The sequence below is a fragment of the Streptomyces sp. NPDC047853 genome (assembly GCF_043204535.1).
GTDB lineage: Bacteria > Actinomycetota > Actinomycetes > Streptomycetales > Streptomycetaceae > Streptomyces.
The window spans coordinates 95305-118907 of sequence record NZ_JBIDCI010000018.1; the positions used below are offsets into that span (position 1 = coordinate 95305).

General features: G+C 72.7%; 21 protein-coding genes. 8 read left to right on the top strand and 13 right to left on the bottom strand.

Annotated features, from left to right (window positions below; all coding sequences use genetic code 11):
* Positions 1 to 46 precede the first annotated feature (46 nt).
* The 11 genes from ACGF5T_RS28580 to ACGF5T_RS28630 form a co-directional block, all read right to left on the bottom strand.
* Entirely contained in the window at positions 47 to 847 is an 801-nt protein-coding gene (locus tag ACGF5T_RS28580) for a rhamnogalacturonan acetylesterase (RefSeq protein ID WP_361016146.1), read from the bottom strand.
* A 130-nt stretch (positions 848 to 977) separates the two neighbouring features.
* A complete protein-coding gene (locus tag ACGF5T_RS28585) occupies positions 978 to 2342 on the bottom strand; it encodes a sugar ABC transporter substrate-binding protein (protein ID WP_356607759.1) in 1365 nt (454 codons plus the stop codon).
* A 111-nt stretch (positions 2343 to 2453) separates the two neighbouring features.
* Positions 2454 to 3971, bottom strand: coding sequence for a family 43 glycosylhydrolase (locus tag ACGF5T_RS28590; RefSeq protein WP_366766260.1), 1518 nt, complete (start codon positions 3969 to 3971; stop codon positions 2454 to 2456).
* On the bottom strand, positions 3968 to 4813 hold the full coding sequence (locus ACGF5T_RS28595; protein WP_366766259.1) for a PmoA family protein: 846 nt from the start codon (positions 4811 to 4813) through the stop codon (positions 3968 to 3970). Before ACGF5T_RS28595 ends, ACGF5T_RS28590 begins: the two co-directional genes overlap by 4 nt.
* The gene (locus ACGF5T_RS28600; protein ID WP_366766258.1) at positions 4810 to 5967 is read right to left on the bottom strand and encodes a Gfo/Idh/MocA family oxidoreductase; all 1158 of its coding nucleotides are present in this window, start codon (positions 5965 to 5967) and stop codon (positions 4810 to 4812) included. Before ACGF5T_RS28600 ends, ACGF5T_RS28595 begins: the two co-directional genes overlap by 4 nt.
* Positions 5964 to 6863 (bottom strand): carbohydrate ABC transporter permease, encoded by a 900-nt coding sequence (locus tag ACGF5T_RS28605; RefSeq protein WP_361016139.1) that lies wholly within the window; start codon positions 6861 to 6863, stop codon positions 5964 to 5966. Before ACGF5T_RS28605 ends, ACGF5T_RS28600 begins: the two co-directional genes overlap by 4 nt.
* Positions 6860 to 7795, bottom strand: a complete 936-nt coding sequence (locus ACGF5T_RS28610) for a sugar ABC transporter permease (protein ID WP_356607768.1) — start codon at positions 7793 to 7795, stop codon at positions 6860 to 6862. Before ACGF5T_RS28610 ends, ACGF5T_RS28605 begins: the two co-directional genes overlap by 4 nt.
* 98 nt (positions 7796 to 7893) lie before the next feature.
* Positions 7894 to 9615: an L-arabinonate dehydratase gene (gene araD, locus ACGF5T_RS28615; RefSeq protein WP_356607770.1), complete on the bottom strand. Its 1722-nt coding sequence runs from the start codon at positions 9613 to 9615 to the stop codon at positions 7894 to 7896.
* Entirely contained in the window at positions 9612 to 10520 is a 909-nt protein-coding gene (locus ACGF5T_RS28620; protein ID WP_366766257.1) for a dihydrodipicolinate synthase family protein, read from the bottom strand. Before ACGF5T_RS28620 ends, araD begins: the two co-directional genes overlap by 4 nt.
* The gene (locus ACGF5T_RS28625) at positions 10517 to 11185 is read right to left on the bottom strand and encodes a GntR family transcriptional regulator (RefSeq protein ID WP_356607774.1); all 669 of its coding nucleotides are present in this window, start codon (positions 11183 to 11185) and stop codon (positions 10517 to 10519) included. The genes ACGF5T_RS28620 and ACGF5T_RS28625 overlap by 4 nt, the downstream gene beginning before the upstream one ends.
* Before the next feature lie 218 nt (positions 11186 to 11403).
* Complete coding sequence (locus ACGF5T_RS28630; RefSeq protein ID WP_356607776.1) at positions 11404 to 12003, bottom strand: TIGR03086 family metal-binding protein; 600 nt, start codon at positions 12001 to 12003, stop codon at positions 11404 to 11406.
* Between the two features lie 149 nt (positions 12004 to 12152).
* Here ACGF5T_RS28630 and ACGF5T_RS28635 point away from each other — a divergent pair, with 149 nt between their 5' ends.
* A complete protein-coding gene (locus tag ACGF5T_RS28635; protein ID WP_356607778.1) occupies positions 12153 to 13412 on the top strand; it encodes an MFS transporter in 1260 nt (419 codons plus the stop codon).
* 171 nt (positions 13413 to 13583) lie between these two features.
* Here ACGF5T_RS28635 and ACGF5T_RS28640 read toward each other — a convergent pair whose 3' ends face one another.
* Positions 13584 to 14762: a hypothetical protein gene (locus ACGF5T_RS28640; protein WP_366766256.1), complete on the bottom strand. Its 1179-nt coding sequence runs from the start codon at positions 14760 to 14762 to the stop codon at positions 13584 to 13586.
* Complete coding sequence (locus ACGF5T_RS28645; protein ID WP_356607782.1) at positions 14759 to 15706, bottom strand: 5-dehydro-4-deoxyglucarate dehydratase; 948 nt, start codon at positions 15704 to 15706, stop codon at positions 14759 to 14761. The genes ACGF5T_RS28640 and ACGF5T_RS28645 overlap by 4 nt, the downstream gene beginning before the upstream one ends.
* Before the next feature lie 214 nt (positions 15707 to 15920).
* Between ACGF5T_RS28645 and ACGF5T_RS28650 the strand changes: the two genes are divergently transcribed.
* From ACGF5T_RS28650 to ACGF5T_RS28680, 7 genes are all read left to right on the top strand, one after another.
* Entirely contained in the window at positions 15921 to 16730 is an 810-nt protein-coding gene (locus tag ACGF5T_RS28650) for an NAD(P)-dependent oxidoreductase (RefSeq protein WP_356607783.1), read from the top strand.
* A gap of 271 nt (positions 16731 to 17001) precedes the next feature.
* Entirely contained in the window at positions 17002 to 17772 is a 771-nt protein-coding gene (locus tag ACGF5T_RS28655) for a DeoR/GlpR family DNA-binding transcription regulator (protein WP_356608153.1), read from the top strand.
* Between the two features lie 86 nt (positions 17773 to 17858).
* Positions 17859 to 19229, top strand: coding sequence for a sugar ABC transporter substrate-binding protein (locus ACGF5T_RS28660; RefSeq protein ID WP_361016131.1), 1371 nt, complete (start codon positions 17859 to 17861; stop codon positions 19227 to 19229).
* Positions 19226 to 20170, top strand: a complete 945-nt coding sequence (locus ACGF5T_RS28665) for a sugar ABC transporter permease (protein ID WP_366766255.1) — start codon at positions 19226 to 19228, stop codon at positions 20168 to 20170. The genes ACGF5T_RS28660 and ACGF5T_RS28665 overlap by 4 nt, the downstream gene beginning before the upstream one ends.
* Positions 20167 to 21042 (top strand): carbohydrate ABC transporter permease, encoded by an 876-nt coding sequence (locus tag ACGF5T_RS28670; protein WP_366766254.1) that lies wholly within the window; start codon positions 20167 to 20169, stop codon positions 21040 to 21042. Before ACGF5T_RS28665 ends, ACGF5T_RS28670 begins: the two co-directional genes overlap by 4 nt.
* Entirely contained in the window at positions 21039 to 22028 is a 990-nt protein-coding gene (locus ACGF5T_RS28675; protein ID WP_361016126.1) for a zinc-dependent alcohol dehydrogenase family protein, read from the top strand. Before ACGF5T_RS28670 ends, ACGF5T_RS28675 begins: the two co-directional genes overlap by 4 nt.
* A 322-nt stretch (positions 22029 to 22350) precedes the next feature.
* A complete protein-coding gene (locus ACGF5T_RS28680) occupies positions 22351 to 23568 on the top strand; it encodes a TerD family protein (protein WP_366766291.1) in 1218 nt (405 codons plus the stop codon).
* Positions 23569 to 23603: the final 35 nt, after the last annotated feature.

Genomic DNA, 23603 nt, shown 5'->3' on the forward strand with positions numbered 1-23603 from the left:
GTGCGGCTCCTGTTCGTGTGCGGTTCCGGGGACGGGCGCGAGCGGGTCAGGCGGTGACGGGCGGGGGCCAGTCGATCCGGGACGCGGGGATCTCCTCGTCCAGCCGGCGCACGTCCCGGTGCGCCAGCACCCGCGTGCGCAGCAGCTCCCGTACGACGAGCCGGGCGACCTCGATGGCGCCGGGCGGGTTGAAGTGGGTGTTGTCCTGCTCGGTGGCGGTCCAGTTGAAGTACGTCTTGGTCGTCTCGGCACCGAGCCGCTGCCACAGCGCGAGGGACAGCGCCTGCACGTCGAGGAGCGCCACGCCCTCCTGCCGCGCGAGGGCCCGCATCGCCGCCGGGTACTCCCCGTGGCTCGGCTGTGCGGTGCCGGCCGCGTCGAACCGCCGCCGCTCCACGGGCGTGGCCAGCACCGGCCGCGCCCCGCGGGCCCGCGCGCCGTCGACGTACAGCCGCAGGTGGTCCTGGTACGTCGTCCAGGGCTCGGTGTGCCGGCTGGGGTCCTCGGTCTTCTCGTCGTTGTGGGCGAACTGGACGAGCAGGAGATCACCGGGCCGGATCAGGGCGAGGACGGCGTCGAGCCGGCCCTCGTCCACGAAGCTCTTGGAACTGCGCCCGTTCACCGCGTGGTTGGCGACGGGCCGGTCCCCGCGGAGGAAGAACGGCAACGCCATGCCCCACCCGGTCTCGGGCGCGGCGTCGGCGTACTTCTGCGCGGCGGTGGAGTCGCCGGCGATGTGGAGGGTGCGGTGGCGGTGCCCGCCGGCCCGAGCGGTCCCGGCGGCGGCGAACGCGAGGGGAAGGGAGGCCGCGGCGGCCGCGGCGACTTGTCTTCGGGTGAGTGACACGCCGGAGTGCCTTTCAGGAGTCGGGTGAGGAGGGGGACGGTTCCCCGCGGGGCGCGGTGCGGGGTGGCGCGCGGCCGGCCGGGGGCGGTCCGCGCGTCACGGACCGCCCCGCGGCGAAACCCGGGAACGGCTAGCCCATCTGCTCGGTCCACTCGGCCTGCGCCTCGTTCAGCTCCTCCGCCATCGTGTCGAGGAACGACTTCGCGCTCATCTTGCCGAGCAGGACCTTCTGGAGGTTCGGCTCGTTGTCCGCCTTGGAGACCGTGTTCCAGTCCGGCAGGTAGTACGGCAGCTGGACGATGGTCGTGGACCCGTCGTTCAGCGCGTCCGCCGCGAGCTTCGTCGGCTCGGCCTTCTGGATCCAGTCGTCCTTCGCCGCGTCGGTGTGCGACGGCACCTGCCCGGCCGACTCGTTGAACTTCGAGTTCTGCTCCGGGGAGGTGGCGAACTCGATGAACTTCCAGGCGGCGTCCTTGTTCTTGGAGCTCTTGAAGATGCCGAGGCCGTCGACCGGGTTGGAGACCTGGACCCGCTTGCCGGAGGCGCCCACCGGCTGCGGGATGCCCCGGAACTTGTCGACGCCGAGCGCCTTCACGTGGTCCTGGTAGGAGCCCAGGTTGTGGTTGAGCATGCCGATGGTGCCGGAGTCCCACTGCGCGACCATCTTGGCGAAGTCGTTGTTGACGTCGGCGGCCGGCGTGGCCTTCTTGTAGAGGGCCGCGTACTTCTCCAGCGCCTCGACGTTCTTCGGGTCGTTGACGGTCGTCTTCTTCTTGCCGGCGTCCCAGAACGAGGTGATGCCGGACTGGCCGTACATCGCGTCGAGCGCCTGGGCGATGGAGCCGGAGCCGCCGCGGATGGTGTAGCCGAACTCGTTCTTGCCCGCGTTCGTGAGCTTCTCGGCGGCCGTGTAGAAGGCGTCCCAGGTCGTCGGCGCCTCCAGACCCGCCTTGTCGAAGAGGTCGGTGCGGTAGTAGAGGACGCCGTTGTTCGCGGAGGTCGGCACCGAGTACAGCGTGCCGTCGCCACCGCCGGCCGCCTTCAGGGACTCGACCATGTCCTTGTTGAGCTTGCCGTTCAGGGAGGACCCCGTCAGGCGGTCGTCCAGCGGCTCCAGCGCGTCCTGGGCCGAGAACCCGGCGAGCATCGCCGCGCCGACACCGCCGACGTCCGGCAGGCCGCCGCCCTGGATGGCGGTGTCGACCTTGGACTGGTACTCGGTCGCGGCGATCCCGACGTACTCCACGTCGATGTCCGGGTTCGCCTTCTCGAAGTCGGCGATGATCTCCTTCCAGACCTCCGTGCGGATACCGCCGTTGTTGTCCCAGAAGACGACCTTCCCCTTGCCGCTGCCCTCGGCTCCCTTGTCGCCGCCGCCCCCGCTGCCGTCGTCACCGCAGGCGGTGGCGGTCAGCGCGAGCACGGCCCCGAGGGCGACGGCGGCGGTCGTCCGGCGCCCGGCGGTGCTTCTGCTGCTGCGCATGCTGATCTTCATTGGTCGGCTCTCTTCTTCTGGATCCAACGGAGGGATGAACGAAGCGGTGCACGAAAGCGGTGAACGGGCTGAGCACGTGGGGGGAGGTCGCGGGCCGGTGCGCGGGGACGGTCAGAGGGGGGTGATCCGGAACCGGGTGAAGGTGGCCGTGCCGGCGTGTCCCTCGCCGTCGGGCGCGAGGGCGAACAGGCCCAGCAGGGCGCCGACCCAGCGCCAGGGGGTGGCGGCGAAGACCTGGCCGGTGGGGTGCGGGCCGTCTCCCAGGTCGTACAGGAACCGGCAGCGCGCGTCCGGGCCGGCCTCGATCCTGAGCCGTACCCGCCCCTCGGGCACCGGGCGGGGGTGGTCGGCGTCCCGTTCGGCCTGAGCGACCGACTCGGCGAACCGGTGCACGAGGTGCACGGTCCCGTCCTCGGCCCGCTGGAGCCCGATCCAGCGGTAGGCGTCGCCGAGCACCGCGAGCCCGGCCCGGGCCCCCGGCTCGCCGTCGTCCAGGCGCAGCTCCACCTCGACGACCGAGGGGTCGCCGGGCAGCCGCTGCGTGAGCACGTTCGCCGACCGGCGCAGGTCGTGCGCGTCGGCCGAGCGGACGCAGGCGAGCCGCAGGCCGTCCCCGGAGTGCTGGGTGGCCCAGCCGTCGCGGGGGTTGGCCGTCCACGACCACTGGCGGCCGAAGCGTCCGCCGGGGAAGTCGTCGTCGGTCGCGGGCGCGGCGGGCGGCTGCGGCGGCAGGGCGGGGCGCGGGTGTTCGGCGACCGGGGCACCGCCGTCGCCCAGCACCGGCCAGCCGTCCGGGCCCCAGGTCATCGGCTGGAGGTGGACCACCCGCCCGTACGCCCCGCGCTGCTGGAAGTGCAGGAACCAGTCCTCGCCGGACCCGGTGCGCACCCAGCCGCCCTGGTGGGGGCCGTTGACGTCGGTGTCCTTCTGCTCCAGGACGATCCGCTCCTCGTAGGGCCCGAAGAAGTCCCGGGAGCGGAAGGCGCCCTGCCAGCCGGTCTCCACTCCCCCGGCGGGCGCCAGGATCCAGAACCAGCCGTCGTGCCGGTAGAGCTTGGGGCCCTCCAGGGTGAACCAGCCGGGGAGGCGGTCACCGTCGACGATCACCTCTCCCTCGTCGAGGAGGGTGGTGCCGTCGGGGCTCATGCGGTGGCCGGTGAGGCGGTTCTTGATGCCGGAACGGGATCTGGCCCAGGCATGCACGAGGTAGGCCTCGCCGGTCTCCTCGTCCCACAGGGGGCAGGCGTCGATCAGTCCCTTGCCCGCCTTGAGCAGGTGGGGCGTGGTCCACGGCCCGCGGATGTCGGGGGCGTTGACCTGGAACACCCCCGTGTCGGGGTCGCCCCAGAAGATCCAGAAGCGGCCGGCGTGGTGGCGCAGGGACGGAGCCCACACGCCGCAGTCGTGCCGCGGCACCGCGAAGGCCCTCGGCGGCTCCAGCCGGGCCAGCGCGTGCCCCACCAGCGTCCAGTTGACCAGGTCGCGGGAGTGCAGGAGCGGCAGACCGGGGGCGCGGCCGAAGCTGGAGGCGGTCAGGTAGAAGTCGTCGCCGACGCGGACGACGTCCGGGTCGGACCAGTCGGCGTTCAGGACGGGGTTGGTGTAGGTCCGGGCGGTCTCGGGGGTCACGGGCCCACCGCCTTCCGTACGAGGGTCGCGGCGCCGTCGGGGTCGAGCGGGCCGTCGGCGACGACGGTGACGATCCTGCGGACGAGGGTGTCTCCGGGGGCGATCGCCCGGCGCTCGTCGTGGGCGAGGGAGGAACCGACGCCCGGGTACTCCTCGGTGCGCACGAACCACGGGTCGCGCCGGGTCCGCTCGGTGGCCCCGGCGAACACCAGCGACCAGGTGTCGCCGGTCAGGGCGAGCCAGTCGGCGCGGCGGCCGTGCACCTCCCGTTCGCCCTCGTGCTCGGCGGTGAAGACCCGGGGGGCGGCGTCCTCCTTGCGGGCGCGCCAGAAGAAGCCCCCGTAGGCGGCGCCGGGGCGCCCGTTGGTGGCGGGGCTGCCGAGGGTGAGCGCGCCCTGGGTGACGTTGGTGAGGGAGAAGGTGAAGTCCAGCGCCCAGGCGGTGGGGGTGAGTCCGGTGGCCGCGACCGTGCGCCGCTCGCGCAGCAGCTCGACGCCGGCGGCGACCCACCGCAGCTCCTCGACGAACCCGTCGGGGTCGCGGAGCTGGAAGGCGGTGTGCCGCTGCGCGCCGTGGTTGTCCAGCTCGGTCGGCCCCTGGTCCCGGACGTAGGTGCGCCCGCCCCAGAAGTTGTGCCCCTCGACGTCGGGAACGGCGACACCGACGCCGAGGTGATGGAGGTGGTCGGCGGGGCGGGACTCGGTCACGGCCGTGCCGGCCAGGGTGGTGACGGGGTGCAGGTGGGGGCGTGGGGAGAGCCGGGCGGGCAGCTCGGGCCGGACCAGGTACCGGCCGACGGGGCGGCCCGCCACGCGCAGTACCGGGGAGTCGTTGCCGGTCATCGGGTGCTCACCTCGATCAGCGGGCGCTCGGTGCGCGGCGCCCAGGGCGCGCCCAGTTCGGAGTAGAGGGACAGGGTGTCGGCGGCGGCGGCCACCAGCGCGTCGATGCCGGGGACCACGCGGCGCGACTCGCCGGGGACGCGGTGCCAGGCGGAGTCGGGCAGCGGCTCGGGGTCCGGGGCCCGGCGGATCGCCTCGACGACCTTCATGAAGGCGCCGGTCCCCTCCGGCGGGACCAGCAGGCCCGCGCCGGTGGTGAGGTGGTCGACCAGGTTCTCCAGCAGGTCGGTGCGGCCGTACTCGAACTCCTCGGGGCCGTGGCCGCCCCGCTGGAGCAGGACGCGGTCCTGCTTGTACCAGAAGGTGACGCGGCCGCGGCTGCCGTGTACCAGCACGTAGGGCTCGCCGGCCCGCTCGGCGCACAGGGTGGCGGCGACGGTCACGGGGTGCCCCTGCGCGGTGGTGATCCGTACGCAGGAGGTGTCGTCGGCCTCGATGTCGTTGGCGTGGCTCAGCTCGGTCTCGATGCCGTCGACGTCCTCGGCGCGGGTGCTGCCGCCGAGCGCGAGGGCGGTGGCGACGGCGTGCGCGAGGGGGTTGGTCAGCGCCCCGTCGATCACGTCGGCGCCGTCCATGCGCCGCCGTCCCGACCAGGGCGCCCGGCGGAAGTAGGCCTCGTCGCGCACCCACGCCCCGGCCCCGCCGATGCCCCGCACCTCGCCGATCGCCCCCTCGGCGATCAGCGCGCGGACCGCCGGCACGGCGTGCGAGCCCAGCGACTGGAAGCCGATCTGGCAGACGACGCCGGCCTCGGCGACCCCGTCGGCCATGCGCCGGAACTCGGCGTACGAGGGTGCCGGGGGCTTCTCCAGCAGCAGGTGCACGCCTTTGCGGGCCGCGGTCAGGGCGAGGTCGGTGTGGGTGGGGATCGGCGTGCAGACGACGGCGATCCGGGCGCCCGTGGAGTCGAGGAGGGCGCCGAAGTCGGCGGACTGCTCGGGTACTTCCCCGCCGGCCTCCTGCTCGGTCAGCGGGGTCAGCTCGCAGACGCCGGCCAGCCGGACGAGCCCCGCCCGCTCCAGGCGGCGGATGTTGGCGAGGTGCCAGCGGCCGTGGCCGCGGGCGCCCGCGAGGACGACGGGTATCCGGCTCATCCCTTCACCGCCCCCGCGCTGAAGCCGGTGATCAGCCACTTCTGGATGAAGGCGAAGACGAGCACCACCGGCACGGCCGCGATGATGCCGCCGGCCGCGAGCGCGCCGAGGTCGACGCTGTCCGCGCTCATCAGGGTGTTGAGGCCGACCGGGATGGTCTGCTTCTCCTGGTTGTTGAGGAACATCAGGGCGAACAGGAAGTGGTTCCAGGAGTGCACGAAGGCGAAGGAGCCGACGGCGATCAGTCCCGGCCGCAGCAGCGGCAGCACCACGACCCGGAAGGCCCGGAAGCGCCCGCAGCCGTCGACCCAGGCCGCCTCCTCCAGGGAGTACGGCACGTTCTTGATGAAGTTGCTGATCAGGATCATCGACAGCGGCAGCTGGAAGACCGTCTCGGCGATGATGACGCTGCCGAGCGAGTTGATCATCTGCAGTCCGGCGAAGATCTCGAAGAGCGGGACCAGCAGCAGCGCGCCGGGCACGAACTGCGAGCAGAGCAGGGCGAGCATGAAGGCCCGCTTGATCCTGAAGTCGAACCGGGCGAGGGCGTAGCCGCCGGCCAGCGCGACCAGCGTGGTCATCACGAGGGTGGCGAGACCGACGTACACGCTGTTCTGGAAGAAGGTGCCGAAGCTCCGGTCGGTCCACACCTTCTCGAAGTGCTCGAAGGTGACCGGCCAGGGCACGAGGGAGGTCGACCCCGCCGGGCGCAGCGCGAAGAGCAGGATCCAGTAGAACGGGATCAGGGTGAAGACGAGGTAGACGCCGAGCGGCAGGTAGATCTGCCAGCGGGGGACCTCGTCCCAGGCGGGACGGCGCTTCTTCGCCGGGCGCGGCGGTTCGTGGTCGGCCCGTGCGGGCGCGGGGGCGGGCGCGGTGGCCGCTTCGGTGATCATTTGTTGTCGCCTCCGAACTTGCTCAGCCGCAGGTAGACGATCGAGCAGAAGAGCAGGATCACGAACGCGACCGTGGTGAGGGCCGACGCGTAGCCGAAGTCGTGGGCGTCGACGCTGGTGTTGGCGATGTACAGCGGCAGTGTCGTGGTCACTCCCGCGGGTCCGCCGCCGGTCAGGGTGTAGAGCAGGTCCACGTTGTTGAACTCCCACACCGCGCGCAGCAGCGTGGACAGGATGATGGCGTCCTTCAGGTGCGGCAGCGTGATGTGCCAGAACTGCTTGAGCCGGCTCGCCCCGTCGACCTCGGCGGCCTCGTACAGGTCCTTCGAGACGGACTGGAGGTCGGCGAGGATGAGGATCGCGAAGAAGGGGACGCCTCGCCAGAGGTCGGCGACGACCGCCGCGGAGAAGACGGTCGAGGTGTCCGACAGCCAGCTGGTGCCGTACTCGCCGATGCCCATGTCGGCGAGGTAACGGGTGATGCCGGTCTGGGAGTTGTAGAGCAGCACCCAGATCGCGGAGGTCAGCACGCCGGAGACGGCCCACGGGGAGAAGACCAGGGCGCGGCCGATGCCCCGGCCGACGAAGGTCTGGTTGACGATGAGCGCCAGGGCCAGGCCGAAGAGCAGTTGCAGTCCGACCTCGACGAAGACCCACTTGGCGCTGAAGACCAGGGTGTCCCAGAACACCGGGTCGTCGGTGAAGATCCTGGTGAAGTTGTCGAGGCCCGCGAAGCCGTTGCGCCACGGTTTGGTGGGGTTGTACTCCTGCAGGCTGTAGTAGAAGACGCTGATCACCGGGTAGGCGATGAAGCCCAGCATCAGCAGGGCGGCCGGTGCGATCAGCAGGTACGGGAGCCTGCGCGGGGTGGCGGAGGCACGGCGCCGCCGGGGTGGCGCGGGCTCTTTCGCCACGGCTGCGGCTTGGGCCATGACAGATCTCCGTTCTGGTACGTCGTGCGCGGGTCGTGCAGGAAGCGCTTTCTGCGGGTGCAGGGGTGTGCGGAGGTCTTCCTCCGCACCGGGGGGGGTCAGCCGGCGTACGGGTCCCGCACCTTGCCGGGGCGGGCCAGGAACTCGAAGTCGCAGCCGGTGTCGGCCTGGGTGATCTGTTCGTTGTAGAGGGCGCCGTAGCCCCGCTCGTAGCGGGCGGGCGGCGGTGTCCACTCGGCCCTGCGGCGCTCCAGCTCCGCGTCGTCCACGCCCAGGTGGAGGGTGCGCGCCTCGACGTCGAGGGTGATGGGGTCGCCGGTGCGCACCAGGGCCAGCGGTCCGCCGACGTACGACTCGGGTGCCACGTGCAGCACACACGCGCCGTAACTCGTGCCGCTCATGCGGGCGTCGGAGATCCGGACCATGTCGCGCACGCCCTGCTTGAGCAGGTGGTCGGGGAGGGGCAGCATCCCGTACTCGGGCATGCCCGGCCCGCCCTTGGGGCCGGCGTTGCGCAGGACGAGCACGCTGTCCGCGGTGATGTTCAGGGACGGGTCGTTGATGGTCCGCTGCATCGTCCGGTAGTCGTCGAAGACGACCGCCGGGCCGGTGTGCTTGAGCAGGTGCGGTTCGGCGGAGATGTGCTTGATGACGGCGCCGTCGGGGCAGAGGTTGCCGCGCAGGACGGCGACCCCGCCCTCGTCCGCGACGGGGTTGTCCCGGAGGCGGATGACGTCGTCGTCGTGGACGCGGGCGCCTGCCAGCTGTTCCCGCATCGTGTCGTGCGAGACGGTGGGCCGGTCCAGGTGGAGCAGGTCGGTGATGCGGGAGAGGAAGCCGGGCAGGCCGCCGGCGAAGTGGAAGTCCTCCATCAGGTACGTCTGTCCGCCGGGGCGGACGTTGGCGAGGACCGGGACCGTGCGGGCGACGCGGTCGAAGTCGTCCAGGGTGAGGGTGACGCCCGCGCGGCCCGCCATGGCGATCAGGTGGATCACCGCGTTGGTGGAGCCGCCGAGGCCGAGGACGGTGGTGACGGCGTCCTCGAAGGCGTCGGCGGTGAGGATGTCGCTGAGCCTGCGGTCCTTGTGGACGAGTTCGACGACGCGCAGCCCCGCGGCGGCGGCCATCCGGTCGTGGCCGGAGTCGACGGCCGGGATGCTGGAGGCGCCCGGGACCGTGACGCCGAGGGCCTCGGCGGCGGCGGTCAGCGTGGACGCCGTGCCCATGGTCATGCAGTGGCCGGGCGAGCGGGCCAGGCCGCTCTCCAGTTCCTGCATCTCGCAGTCGCCGATCAGGCCGGCCCGCTTGTCGTCCCAGTACTTCCACATGTCGGTGCCGGAGCCGAGGGTCTCGCCGCGCCAGTGCCCGGGCAGCATGGGCCCGGCGGGCACGAAGACCGCGGGCAGGTCCACCGAGGCGGCGCCCATGAGCAGGGCGGGGGTGGACTTGTCGCAGCCGCCCATCAGGACGGCGCCGTCGACCGGGTAGGAGCGCAGCAGTTCCTCGGTCTCCATGGCGAGGAGGTTGCGGTAGAGCATGGGGGTCGGCTTCTGGAAGGTCTCGCTGAGCGTGGAGACCGGGAACTCCAGCGGGAAGCCGCCCGCCTGCCAGACTCCCCGCTTGACCGCCTGGGCGCGGTCGCGCAGGTGGACGTGGCAGGGGTTGATGTCGGACCAGGTGTTGAGGATGGCGATGACCGGCTTGCCGAGGTGCTCCTCGGGCAGGTAGCCGAGCTGGCGGGTGCGGGCGCGGTGGCTGAAGGAGCGCAGGCCGTCCGTGCCGTACCACTGGTGGCTGCGGAGCTGCTCCGGGGGCCTCACGCCGACCACCCCGCGACGATGAGGGCGACCTCGGCGCGCTCGTCCTCGGGCAGCGGCCTGCTCGGCGGGCGGACCTCCCGGCGGCACAGGCCCAGCGAGGCGAGGGCCTCCTTGACCACGGTGACGTTGTTGGCGGAGCCGTCGGCGGCGCGCAGTTCCTCGAAGCGGCGGATCTGCTCCCAGACCTTCATGGCGGCCGCGTAGTCACCGGCCCGGAGCGCCTCGATCATGTTGAGCGAGACGGCCGGGGCGACGTTCACCAGCCCCGAGGTGAAGCCGGTGGCGCCGGCGGAGAAGTACGAGGGCGCGTACGGCTCGGCCAGCCCCGCGATCCACACGAAGCGGTCGAGGCCGGCGTCGCGGGCGAAGGCGGCGAACCGGGCGGCGTCCGGCACCGCGTACTTCACGCCGATGACGTTGGGGCAGGCGTCGGCGAGTTCGGCGAGCCGGGCGCCGGGGAGCCGGGCGTTGCGGATGTAGGGCACGACGCCCAGTGCGGGCACGGCCTCGGCGATGGCGCGATGGTAGTCGACCCAGCCGCTCTGGGCGACGTAGGGGTGGACGGGCTGGTGGACCATCACCATGGTGGCGCCCAGGTCCCGGGCGTGCCGTGCGGAGGCGACCGCGGTGGGTACGTCGTGGCCGACGCCGACCAGGATCGCGGCGCGGTCGCCGGCCTCCTGCACGGTCAGCTCGGCCACCAGGCCCCGCTCGGCCGGGGTCAGGGCGTAGAACTCGCCGGTGTTGCCGCCCGGGGTGAGGGTCGTGATGCCACCGTCGAGGAGACGACGCAGCAGGGCCCGGTAGGTGGCGGGGTCGACGGTGCCGTCCTCGGCGAACGGGGTCACCGGGATCGCCACCACGTCGGCCAGGGCCGCCCGCTGGGTCTCGAACGTCGCTGTCATGCCTGACCGTCCTCTTCCTGGGCCTGGGCTCCCGCTGAGGGGAAGGCCCGCTCGACGAAGGACGCGATGTGGGCGTGGAGGGCGCGGGCCGCGCCGTCCGCGTCACCGGCGAGGGCGAGGCGCAGGATCTCCTGGTGCTCGCAGGCCTCCCGCTCCCAGGAGGGGTCGGCGGCCCAGGCGACGGCGGAGACGAGGGCCGCCTGGTCGCGGACCTCGTCGAGCATCCGGCCGAGCAGCGGGTTGCCGCACGGCACGTACAGGGCGCGGTGGAACTCCCGGTTGGCGAGGGAGCGTTCGGCCGTGTCGGTGGCCCGGTCGGCGCGGGTGAGCGCGTCCGTCGCGGCCTCCAGGGAGGCCCCGCGGCGCACGGCGCGCCGCAGCGCCTCGGGCTCCAGGAGCAGCCGCACGTCGTAGACCTCGCGCGCCATGTCCGCGTCCACCATGCGCACCGTGACGCCCTTGTACTGGCTCATCACGACCAGCCCGGTGCCGGCCAGCGTCTTGAGCGCCTCGCGCACCGGTGTCTTGGACACCCCGAACTGCGCGGCGAGGTCGGTCTCGACCAGGGCCTGGCCGGGGGTGAGCCGGCCGGTGAGGATGCGGCGTTTGATCTCCTCCAGCACGTACTGCGTGCGGGAGGGGATCGGCGTGGGCACAGAGGTCATGCGCGCCTCTCGGAGTCTCGCGTCGGATGCGCGGGCCGGATGCCGCGTGCCGGGTCCCGGGGGAGCCCTCGCGTATCTGATCTCGCGTATCGCGTCTCATATATGACGTACGGAGTACGACGCGTTGAAGGTAAGAGGGGCGCGGAGCCACGTCAATGCTTCTGACAAAGGAAGTTGGGGGCGGTACGTCGGCGGAGGTCGAGGGCGGTACGTCGTCCTCAGGCGGGCCGCGTCCAGCCCGGGTCGCGTCCGCTGAGCCCCACCGCCCGGTCCAGGAGCGGGGCGTCGGCGGGGACGGGGACGACGGGACCGAACATGCCGGTGTCCCGGTCGGCCTCCTCGGCCGCGGCCGCGAGCAGGCCGTACGACGCCTGGAGGGCGGCCGGGTCGGGCCGGTACTCCTGGCCGGTCGCGCGGGCCAGGTCCCAGCCGTGGATCACCAGCTCGTCGGCGGCCACCGCACCGGCGACCTCGCCGGGCAGGTCGATACCGCCGGCCCGGGTCATGCCGGTCCAGGCGTCCGGTGCGCGCCACGCCTCGGCGAGTTCGGCGAGCGCCTTGCCCAGTTCCTCGCGCCAGCCGGGGCCGATGTCCGCCGCGGCCCCTCCGGGGTCGGTGTCGGTGGTGCCGCCCAGATCCTTGCGCGCGGCGTCGCGGAAGGCGGTGGCCAGACCGGTCAGGTGGCCGAGCAGGTGGCGGACCGCGAGGTCCGGGCACGGGGTCGGGTCGTCGAGCCGCCCCTCGGACACGCCCTCGGCGAGGCGGGCGAGCACCAGGGTCTGCGGGGTGAGGTCGAGGGTGGGGGTGCCGTCGGTCATCTGCTGCTCCTCGGGGACGCGGGCCGTCTCCGGACGGCCCTCTGAGGAGACAGACCGATCCCGGCCGCGAAACTCATCGGCTCCCGGGGCTCGTTCCAGGTCATGTGCCCGATGTCCGGGCCCGCCCCTCAGGACCACGATGACCAGGCATGACGGCAAGGACGACACACAAGAGGAAGACGACACCCGGGACCTGGCCCGTGGTCCGCGTCCTGCGCGACCGCAACGCGGGCCTGTACCTCACCGGGCTGGTGGTGTCCGGCTTCGGCACCTCCGCGCTGTGGCTGGTGTCCGGTGTCTGGGTCAAGGACCTCACCGGCTCGGACGGACTGGCGGCGCTGTGCATGCTCGCGATGTGGGCGCCGACCCTGGCGGGACCGGCGCTGGGCACGCTGGCCGACCGCGTCCGCCGCAAGCCCCTGCTGATCACCCTGAACCTGCTGATGGCCGCCCTCCTGCCCGCCCTGTTCGCCGTGGACTCGCCGGACGCGGTGTGGCTGCTGTTCGCGGTGCTGTGCGTCTACGGCGCGGTCGGCGTCGTCCACGACGCGGCCGAGTCGGCGCTCGTCGCCGCGGCCGTCGACCGGCGTCTGCTCGGCGACTTCAACGGGCTGCGCATGACCGCGGGCGAGGGGATGAAGCTCGTGGCGCCGCCGGTGGGGGCGGCCGTGTACGCGGCGCTCGGCGGCACGGGCGTGGTGGCACTGGACGCGGTGACGTTCGTGCTGGCCGCGGGCGTGTGCGCGGCCCTGCGGGTCGAGGAGGAGAGGCCTCGGCGGCCCGCGACCGACTGGCGGCGGCGGACGGCGGAGGGCGCCCGGTACCTGTGGGGCCACCCGCGGCTGCGCCCGCTCGTCCTCGCGGGCGGCGCCATGATGCTCTGCGCGGGCGTCGCCGGACCGACGGTGTACGCCGTGGTCGACGCCCTGGGCCACTCCCCCGCCTACGCCGGTGCGCTGTACGCCGCCCAGGGCGCCGGCTCGCTGCTGATCGGGGTGGTGGCGGGGCCCGCGCTGCGGCGTCTGGGCGAACGGCGGTTCGCGGCGGCCGGGATCGCGCTGCTGGCGGTGGCGCTGGCGGTGCGGGCGGTGCCGTACGACGCGGTGGCCCTGGCGTCCGGCGCCGCGGCCGGGGCGGGGATGCCGGCCGTGCTCGTCGCCGCCCTGACCGCGGTGCAGCGCGCGACGCCGGGGGAGCTGATGGGCCGGGTCACGGCCACAGCCAACTCCCTGATCTTCGTGCCCAACGTGTTCGGGCTGGCGGTGGGGGCGGTGCTGGTGGAGCTGGTCGACCTCCCCGTGCTGCTCCTCGTCCTCGGAGCGGCGCTCCCGGCGGCGGCGCTGCCGCTCGCCCGACGACCGGCCCTCACCGACGCCCCCGGGTCACCCCTGGCCACCGAGCCCACCTGAGCCGCACGACGCCGTGCGGCAGAGCACGGTCCCCGGCTCGACCCGGACGGACGCCGTCCACTCACCGCCGCACCCTGCGCCCGGTGCGCCCCGTCGCGCCCCGCGGAAGGGCACGGCCGCCTCCGCCCGCGTCGCCCCATCGGGGCCGGCCCGCGCCGCCCGGCGCCCCGCTCACCGCCCCGCCAGTCCCGCCAGTCCCGACCGCACCGCCTCCAGATCCGCGTCCGACGCCAGCCCCGCGTGGTACAGCCGCAGCTCCGTCGCGCCCCGTTCGCGCGCGTGTGCCGCGTCCTCGGCGAGGGTGTCCGGGCGGCCGCCCATGCCGGAGACGACGGTGAGGTTGGCGGCGAGGACGGCCCCGGCGCGGCCCTGCTCGGCGAACGGCGCCAGCAGGCCCGCGCCGCCCGTGCAGGGCACGACGACCCCGTCCGCCACGGAGAGGATGTGCGCGGGGTCGACGCCGGCGTTGGCGCCGCAGTGGTACGACACCGGGTCGGCGTGCAGCAGGACCTGGAAGTCGTCGGGCGCGGCGGCGCGCACGGCCCCGACCGCGGCCTCCTGGAGGGTGCGGGCGGTCCCGTCCCGCCACGCGCGCGTGGCGTTCGCCGAGGCTTCCCCGAGGAGTTTCTCCACGCCCGCCCAGCCGCCGTCCGACGGCGCCGTCCCCCGCCACACCGGCTCCAGCGCGGCCCGCACCCCGGCGGCCAGCGCGTCGGCGTCGACGCCCTGGTCCCCGTACCCCTCCCGGCAGTGCGGGCAGAAGCACAGCGACATCAGGTACTGCCCGGCGTCCCCGAGGCCGACCCCGCCGGTCTTGTCGTGGGCGTGCAGGTGGGCGAGCCCGTACCAGCCGAGGGACTCCAGTTCGGTCCCCCGCGCTCCCGGCCGTACCGCGGCCTCGGCGGCCAGGTCGGTGAGGTACGCGCGCGTGGCGGGCTGCGCGATGCAGGGCGCCCACGGGTAGCGGTCGCCGTAGGCGTTGACGACCGAGGTGTGCGGCCGCTCGGCGCCGAGGCGGGAGTTGTGGGCGAGGACGACCCAGGTGTGCACCTCCAGACCCGCGTCCGCGAGCGCGGCGGCGGCCTCGCCGTACGCGTCGCCGGGCGCCCAGTCGCCGGCCTCGTAGGGGCGCGGTGCGCGGCCCTCCCAGCGGGCGGGGTCCGGCGGGTAGAGGACGGCGGCGTACTCGGCGGTGACGACGCGGTGGCGCGGGTGGCGGGGGGTGAGGGCGCGGGTGGAGTGGTAGGCGGCGGCGAGCGTCGCCTGTGCCACGCCGGTCCCCGCGACGCGGGCGGCGGCGTCCGGGTCTCCGTTGACGTCCCAGGGGTAGAGGAAGGCCGAGGTCTTCACCGGGTCTCCTCGCCGTCGAGCAGCGCGTAGCCCCGCTCGATCACCTCGGCGAGCTGCTTCAGGTGGTCCTCGGCCGGTTCCTGGAGGGGCGGCCGGACCTCCCCCACGTCCAGGCCGCGCAGCCGGACGCCGGCCTTGACCAGCGCGACGGCGTACCCGCGGCCCTGGGCGCGGAGTTCGACGAACGGCCGGTAGAAGCCGTCCAGCAGGCGGTGCGCGAGGGCCTCGTCGCCCGAGCCGAGCGCCCGGTGGAAGGCGAGGGCGATCTCGGGGGCGAAGCAGAACACGGCGGACGAGTAGAGGGTGACGCCGAGCGCGCGGTAGGCGAGCTGGGTCTGCTCGGCGGTCGGCAACCCGTTGAAGTAGAGGAAGTCGCCGGGCACCTCGGTGCGCACGGCGCTGACCACCCGCTGCATGAGGTCGAGGTCGCCGAGGCCGTCCTTGAGGCCGACGATCCCCTCCGTGCGGGCCAGTTCGACCACGCTCCCGGGGGTGAAGACGGCGTTGTCGCGCTGGTAGACGATCACCGGCAGGGAGGTCGCCGCGGCCACCTCGCGGTAGTGCCGCAGCAGCCCTTCCTGCCCGGCGAGCACCAGGTACGGCGGCATGGCGAGCAGCCCGTCGGCGCCGGCCTCCTCGGCGAGGCGGGCCCAGCGCACGGCGAGGGCGGTGCCGTAGCCCGCGCCCGCGAGGACCGGCACCCGCCCCGCGGTCTCCTCGACGGCCGCCCGGACGCAGGCCTGGAACTCCTCGGGCGTCAGCGCGTGGAACTCCCCGGTGCCGCAGCAGGCGAAGACGGCCGACGCCCCGGCCTCGACCCCGCGGCGCACGTGCGTGCGGAAGACGTCGAGGTCGACCTCGCCGCCGGGTCCGTACGCCGTGACGGGAAAGAACAGCGGTCCGCCCGGGGCGGTGAGCCGGGTGGCGAGAGGGGCTGAGGTCACGGGCGCTCCCCATTCAAGATCTGCGTCATATTCATGATCTGCGTCCATATTTCTGAACGCGCCCACGCTAAGCCGCCTCATCAACACCGTCAAGAAGGCCAGCCCTTGACGGCTGACCACGGGTTCCTTAGCGTGTCCACGCATATGAACGTCAGCCGCTCATGCGTACGGCCGACGGTCCAGGAGCACCACAGGAGACCTAGGAGCCCCGAGGATGCCCGCTCCCCGCACCGTTCTGCTCACCGGCGCCGCCGGCGGCCTCGGCACCCTGATGCGGAACCTGCTCCCCGCCTTCGGCTACGAGCTGCGCCTGCTCGACCTGCGCCCGATCGAGGGCGAGCCGGACGCGATCGTCGCCGACCTCGCCGACCGGGCGGCCCTGCGGGAGGCGGTCCGGGGCGTCGACGCGATCATCCACCTCGCGGGCATCTCCCTGGAAGCCCCCTTCGAGAAGATCCTGAAGGCCAACATCGAGGGCACCCACCACCTCTACGAGGCCGCCCGCGAGGAGGGCGTCGACCGCATCGTCTTCGCCTCCTCCAACCACGCCGTCGGCTACACCCCGCGCCCCCGCGGGGACGACCCGCTCATCCCCGTCGAGACCCCGCGCCGCCCGGACACCTTCTACGGCCTGTCCAAGTCCTTCGGCGAGGACCTCGCCCAGTTCTACTGGGACAAGCACGGGATCGAGACCGTCTCCGTCCGCATCGGCTCCTGCTTCCCCGAGCCGACCAGCGTGCGCATGCTCTCGGTGTGGATGAGCCCCGGCGACGGCGCCCGCCTCTTCCACGCCGCCCTCACCGCCGAGGGCGTCGGGCACACCGTCGTGTACGGCTCGTCGGCCAACACCCGCCTGTGGTGGGACCTCACCTCCGCGCGGGCGCTCGGCTACGCACCGCAGGACGACTCCGAACCGTTCGCCGCACGGCTCATCGCCGAGCAGGGGGATCTCGACCCGGACGAGCCCGCGCACGCCCGCCTGGGCGGCCACTTCGTGACCGACCCCCCGATCTGGCCGCACTGACCGGAACCGGTCGATCACGAGGCGGGCGGGCACCGAACGGGCCCGCCCGCCTCCGCATACGGGCACCCACGCCGCCCGTTCCCACTCCCCGAGCCGTCGCGTGCCAGGTCCGCGGCGGGCACCCGGTGACCGAAGCGGGCACGATCGGGCAGCATCGGGCCCGCAACAGGCCTGGTCAGTGCCGCACCGCCGCTGTAGAAATTCCCCCATGGGTCAGACGGGCCCGAACGGGCAGGAACACGGTGACGAGGCGGTGAGGCAGGTGTTCGGCATGGGCACGAGGACGGCAGAGGAACGCCAGCGCGAGATCGTGCGGATCGCCCGCGCCACCGGCTCGGTCGACGTCACCGCGCTCGCGGCCGACCTGGGCGTCGCGAAGGAGACCGTACGACGGGACCTGCGCGCCCTGGAGGACCACGGCCTGGTCCGCCGCACCCACGGCGGCGCCTACCCCGTGGAGAGCGCCGGCTTCGAGACCACGCTCGCCTTCCGCGCCACCAGCCACGTGCCCGAGAAGCGCCGGGTGGCCGCCGCCGCGGCCGAGTTGCTCGGCGACGCGGAGACGGTCTTCATCGACGAGGGCTTCACCCCGCAGCTCATCGCCGAAGCCCTGCCCCGGGACCGGCCGCTGACCGTGGTCACCGCGTCCCTGCCGGTCGCCGGCGCCCTCGCCGAGGCCGGCGACACCTCCGTCCTGCTGCTCGGCGGGCGGGTCCGCCCGGGCACGCTGGCCACCGTCGACCACTGGACGACGAAGATGCTGGCCGGCTTCGTCATCGACCTGGCGTACATCGGCGCCAACGGCATCTCCCGCGAACACGGCCTCACCACCCCCGACCCGGCGGTCAGCGAGGTCAAGGCCCAGGCGATCCGCGCCGCCCGCCGCACCGTGTTCGCGGGCACGCACACCAAGTTCGGGGCGGTCAGCTTCTGCCGCTTCGCGGACGTCGGCGCCCTGGACGCGATCGTCACCAGCACCCTGCTCCCCACGGCCGAGGCCCACCGCTACTCACTGCTCGGGCCGCAGGTCGTCCGCGTCTGACGACCGGGTCCGTCCGCCCTCGTCCCCACCGGGCACTCCCGCACTCCTTACTGCCCCATACCTCCCCCTATGTTCAGGAGCGATCCATGCGAACCCAGAGCCGACGGAGGCCGCGAGCCACGCTCGCCACGGCCGCCGCAGGGACGCTGCTCGCCCCGCTGCTCTCCGGCTGCTGGGTCGGAGCGGGCGGGGCGGGGTCGGGCGGCGACGCCATCAACGTCCTGATGGTCAACAACCCGCAGATGGTCGAGTTGCAGAAGCTCACCGCGGACCACTTCACCGCGGAGACCGGCATCAAGGTGAACTTCACCGTCCTGCCGGAGAACGACGTCCGCGACAAGATCAGCCAGGACTTCGCCAACCAGGCCGGCCAGTACGACGCCGCCACCCTCTCCAACTACGAGATACCGATCTACGCCCGCAACGACTGGCTGCACGAGATGGACTCCTACGTCGCCGAGGACCCGGCGTACGACGAGAAGGACGTCCTCGGGCCGATGCGCGAGTCCCTCACCGGCGACGACGGCAAGCTCTACGGCCAGCCCTTCTACGGCGAGTCGTCCTTCCTGATGTACCGCAAGGACCTGTTCGCCGAGGCGGGCCTGACCATGCCCGAACACCCCACCTGGACCCAGGTGGCCTCCTTCGCCGAGCGACTCGACGGCTCCGAGCCCGGCATGAAGGGCATCTGCCTGCGCGGCCTGCCCGGCTGGGGCGAGCTGATGGCACCCCTGACGACGGTCGTGAACACCTTCGGCGGCACCTGGTTCGACCAGGACTGGCAGGCGCGGCTCGACTCGCCCGAATGGGAGAAGGCGACGAAGTTCTACGTCGACCTCGTCCGCGAGCACGGCCAGTCGGGCGCCGCCCAGTCCGGCTTCGCCGAGTGCCTCAACAACATGACCCAGGGCAAGGTCGCCATGTGGTACGACGCCACCTCCGCCGCCGGCTCCCTGGACGCCGCCGAATCGCCGGTCAAGGGCAAGGTCGGCTACGCCCCGGCCCCCGTGGAGAAGACCGACAGCTCGGGCTGGCTCTACACCTGGGCGTGGGGCATCCAGAAGGCCTCGCGCAACACCGACAAGGCCTGGAAGTTCGTCTCCTGGGCGTCGAGCAAGGAGTACGAGCAGCTCGTCGGCGACGAGGTCGGCTGGTCCAACGTACCGGCCGGCAAACGCGCCTCGACGTACGAGAACCCGGCCTACCGCAAGGAGGCCGCCGCCTTCCAGGAGATGACCCGGGAGGCCATCGAGGGCGCGAAGCCCAAGGACCCCGGGGTCCAGCCGCGTCCCGCTCCCGGCATCCAGTTCGTCGGCATCCCCGAGTTCACCGACCTCGGCACCAAGGTCTCCCAGGAGATCAGCGCGGCCATCGCCGGACGGCAGTCCGTCGAGGAGGCCCTGGAGAAGTCCCAGCAGCTCGCCGAGAAGATCTCCGAGGAGTACGAGGGACGATGACCGCCACGACCACGGCCCCCTCGGCCGCACCCGACCAGGTCCGCACCCCCGTCCGCCGGCCGTCCCCGCGGCTGAGGGCCTGGGCCACCCGCGCGCCGCTCCTGCCCGCCCTGATCTTCATGATCGCGGTCACCCAGTTGCCCTTCGTGGCGACCCTGGTGATCTCCTTCTTCGACTGGAACTCCCTCTACCCGGACGCCCGCCGCTTCACCGGCCTCGCCAACTACGGCGACGTCCTCGGCGACGCCGACCTGCGCGGGTCGGTGTGGACGACGATCGTGCTGACGGTGGCGGTGGTCCTGGCCAGCCTGGTCCTGGGCCTCGCCCTCGCCCTGCTGCTGGACCGCAGGTTCAAGGGCCGCGGCGTGGTCCGCACCCTGCTCATCGCCCCGTTCCTGGTGGTCCCGGTGGCGGCGGCCCTGCTGTGGAAGCACGTCCTCTACAACCCCGAGTACGGCCTGCTGAACGGCCTGTTGCACTACGTCGGCGGCCCGCAGCCGGACTGGATCTCCAACACCCCGCTGCTCGCCGTCGAGGCCGCGCTGGTGTGGCAGTGGACGCCCTTCATGATGCTGATCCTGCTGGCCGGGCTGCAGAGCCGGGACCAGCAACAGATCGAGGCCGCCCGGGTGGACGGCGCGAGCGACTGGCAGATCTTCGTCCACCTCACCCTCCCCCACCTGCGGCGCTACCTGGAACTGGGCGCCCTGCTCGGCTCGATCTACATCGTCCAGAACTTCGACGCGGTCTTCACCCTCACCTCCGGCGGTCTGGGCACGGCCAACCTGCCCTACACCGTCTACCAGAGCTTCTACCAGGCACACGAGAACGGCCTCGCGTCGGCCGCCGGCGTCCTGGTCGTCATCGGCTCGATCATCATCGCGACCTTCGCGCTGCGCGTGGTGTCGTCCCTGTTCCGCGAGGAGGCCGGCCGCTCATGAGCGCCACCGTCGCACGACCCGCCGCCGTACGCACCGGGAGCGGACGGACCCGCCGCAAGGCCGGTGCCGGGCTGGGCCTCGTGGCCTGGCTGGCCGGGATCGTCTTCTTCCTGCCCATCGCCTGGATGGCGCTCACCTCCTTCCACTCGGAGCAGGACGCCGCCACCAACCCGCCGTCCTTCGCCGCCTCCCTGACTCTGGACGGCTACCGCGAGTTCTTCGGCGCGGGCGGCGGCGCGAGCCCCTGGCCGGCGCTGGCCAACTCGGCCGTGGCGTCGATCGCCTCGACCCTCCTGGTCCTGGTCCTGGCCCTGCCCGCCGCGTACGCCCTCTCCATCCGTCCGGTGAAGAAGTGGACGGACGTCCTGTTCTTCTTCCTCTCCACCAAGATGCTGCCGGTGGTGGCCGGCCTGCTGCCGATCTACCTGTTCGCCAAGAACACCGGCCTGCTGGACAACATCTGGCTGCTGGTCGTCCTCTACACCTCCATGAACCTGCCGATCGCGGTCTGGATGATGCAGTCCTTCCTGGCCGAGGTCCCGGTCGCGATCATCGAGGCGGCCCGGGTGGACGGCGCGAGACTGCCGACGATCCTGGCCAGGGTGGTCGCCCCGATCGCCCTGCCCGGCATCGCCGCGACCTCGCTGATCTGCTTCATCTTCAGCTGGAACGAGCTGCTCTTCGCCCGGGTGCTGACGGGCGTGGTCGCCGAGACCGCCCCCGTCTTCCTGACCGGCTTCATCACCAGCCAGGGCCTCTTCCTGGCCAAGGTGTGCGCCGCGTCGCTCGTCATCTCCCTGCCGGTGCTCGCCGCGGGGTTCGCCGCCCAGGACAAACTGGTCCAGGGCCTGTCGCTTGGAGCCGTGAAATGAAGGCCGCCGTCATCGAGTCCGTGGGCCGCGCCGTCGTCACCGAGGTCCCCGACCCGACGCCCGGGCCGCGCGAGGTCGTCGTGGAGGTCGCCGCCTGCGGCCTGTGCGGCACCGACCTGCACATCCTCCAGGGCGAGTTCGCGCCCAAGCTCCCGATCGTGCCGGGTCACGAGTTCGCCGGCGAGGTGGTCGGCGTCGGCACCCAGGTCACGGAGGTGGCGGTCGGCGACCGGGTGGCGGTCGACCCCTCCCTCTACTGCCACGAGTGCCGCTACTGCCGCACCGGCCACAACAACCTCTGCGAACGCTGGGCCGCCATCGGTGTCACCACGCCGGGCGGCGCGGCGCAGTACGCCGTGGCCCCCGTGGCGAACTGCGTGAAGCTCCCCGAGCACGTCCGCACCCAGGACGCCGCCCTGATCGAGCCCCTGTCCTGCGCGGTCCGCGGCTACGACGTCCTCCGGTCCCGCCTCGGCGCCCACGTCCTGATCTACGGCTCGGGCACCATGGGCCTGATGATGCTGGAGCTGGCCAAACGCACCGGCGCGGCGAGCGTGGACGTCGTGGACCTCAACCCGGCCCGCCTGGAGACGGCCCGCGGCCTGGGCGTCACGGGGTCGGCCGCCACACCCGACGAACTGGACCGCCCCCAGGGCTGGGACCTGGTCATCGACGCGACCGGCAACGCGGCGGCCATCCAGGACGGCCTGGACCGGGTCGCCAAGGCCGGCACCTTCCTCCAGTTCGGCGTCGCCGACTACGCGACGCGGGTGCACATCGACCCGTACCGGATCTACAACCAGGAGATCACCATCACCGGCTCGATGGCGGTCCTGCACAGCTACGAAAGGGCCGCCGAGCTCTTCGCGGGCGGCGTCCTCGACCCCGACGTCTTCATCAGCGACCGCGTCCCGCTGGACCGCTACCCCGAGGCCCTGGAGCAGTTCGCGGCGGGCGTGGGCAGGAAGATCGTGGTGGTGCCGTAGGACGTTCTGGCCCCGCCCGGCCCTCCCAGCCCGTCCGGCGTTCGAGGGACGAGGCCGTCCAGGCCGAAGCGGGGGTCCGGGGGCGGCAGCCCCCGGGGACGGGAAGGGAAGGGGCGGCGGGGGCGAAAACCCCCGGGCACCCCGCCCGCCCCTCTCAGCGATCCGCGCACGCCCCGACCGAACGGCTTCGCCTGCACCACCACATCAACCGGCACCGTTCGCATCCCCCACCACAGCCACCCCGCCACCACCCTCACACCCGATTGGCCCCCGGGTAAGGGAACGGTAAAACGCCCTCGCTCGTTCACCCGGCATGACAGCTATGACCCCCGGCTCGAACATCCCCCTCTCCGCCCCCCGCGTGACGGTGGACGTCGCCGCGCCCGTGCGGCTCGACGTATCGGGCCTGCTGCTCACCGCCGACGGCAAGGTGCGCTCCGACGACGACTTCATCTTCTACAACCAGCCCACCGGCCAGGGCGTGACCTACCGCTCCGGCGGCGGCTCCGCCCCGGACGCGATCGTGGTCGACACGGCCGCCGTCCCGCAGGGCATCGAGAAGATCGTCGTCACCGCCAGCCCGGACGCCGCCGGCCAGTCCTTCCAGGGCATCGAGCCCACCGCCACCATCCGCAACGCGGACGACAACTCCGTCCTCGCCACCTTCACGCCCCCGCAGCTCGGCACCGAGACCGCCCTGGTGATCGTGGAGGTCTACCTGCGCAACGGCGCCTGGAAGGCCCGCGCGGTCGGCCAGGGCTACGCGAACGGCCTGGCGGGCATCGCCACCGACTTCGGTGTGACGGTGGAGGAGCCGGCCGCTCCGGCCCAGCCCGCCGCCCCCGCCCAGCCGGCGCGGTCGCAGGCGGCCACTCCCCCGCCCCCGCCCGCCGCCGCGCCCACGATGCCCGCCGCGCCGCCCGCGGCACCGGCCGCACCGCCGGCCCCGGCCCCGGGCACCGGCAAGATCAACCTCGACAAGGGCCGGGTCAGCCTCCAGAAGAACCAGACCGTCTCCCTCGTCAAGGGCGGCCGCCCGGTGCTCAGCCAGGTCAAGATGGGCCTCGGGTGGGAGCCCGCGTTCCGCGGCAAGGACATCGACCTGGACGCGTCGGTCATCGCCTACGGCCCGCAGCGCAACCACATCGACAGCTGCTACTTCGGCAAGCTCTCGATCGTGAACGGGGCGATCAAGCACTCCGGTGACAACCTGACCGGTGAGGGCGGCGGCGACGACGAGGTCATCGTCGTCGACCTCGGCCGGCTGCCGCAGGAGGTCAGCGGCCTGGTCTTCACGGTCAACTCGTTCTCCGGCCAGAAGTTCACGGAGGTCGCCAAGGCGTACTGCCGCCTCATCGACGCCGCGAGCGGCGAGGAACTGGTCCGCTTCGACCTCACCGGCGCCGAGCCGCAGACCGGCGTGATGATGGCGAAGCTGATCCGCCAGTACTCCGGCGAGTGGGAGATGACCGCCATCGGCGAGTTCGTGAAGTCCCGCACCGTCCGGGGCATGGTCAAGCCGGCCGCAAAGGCCCTGTGAGCCACCGGGCGTAGGAGGCTCCCGTCACGGGAGCC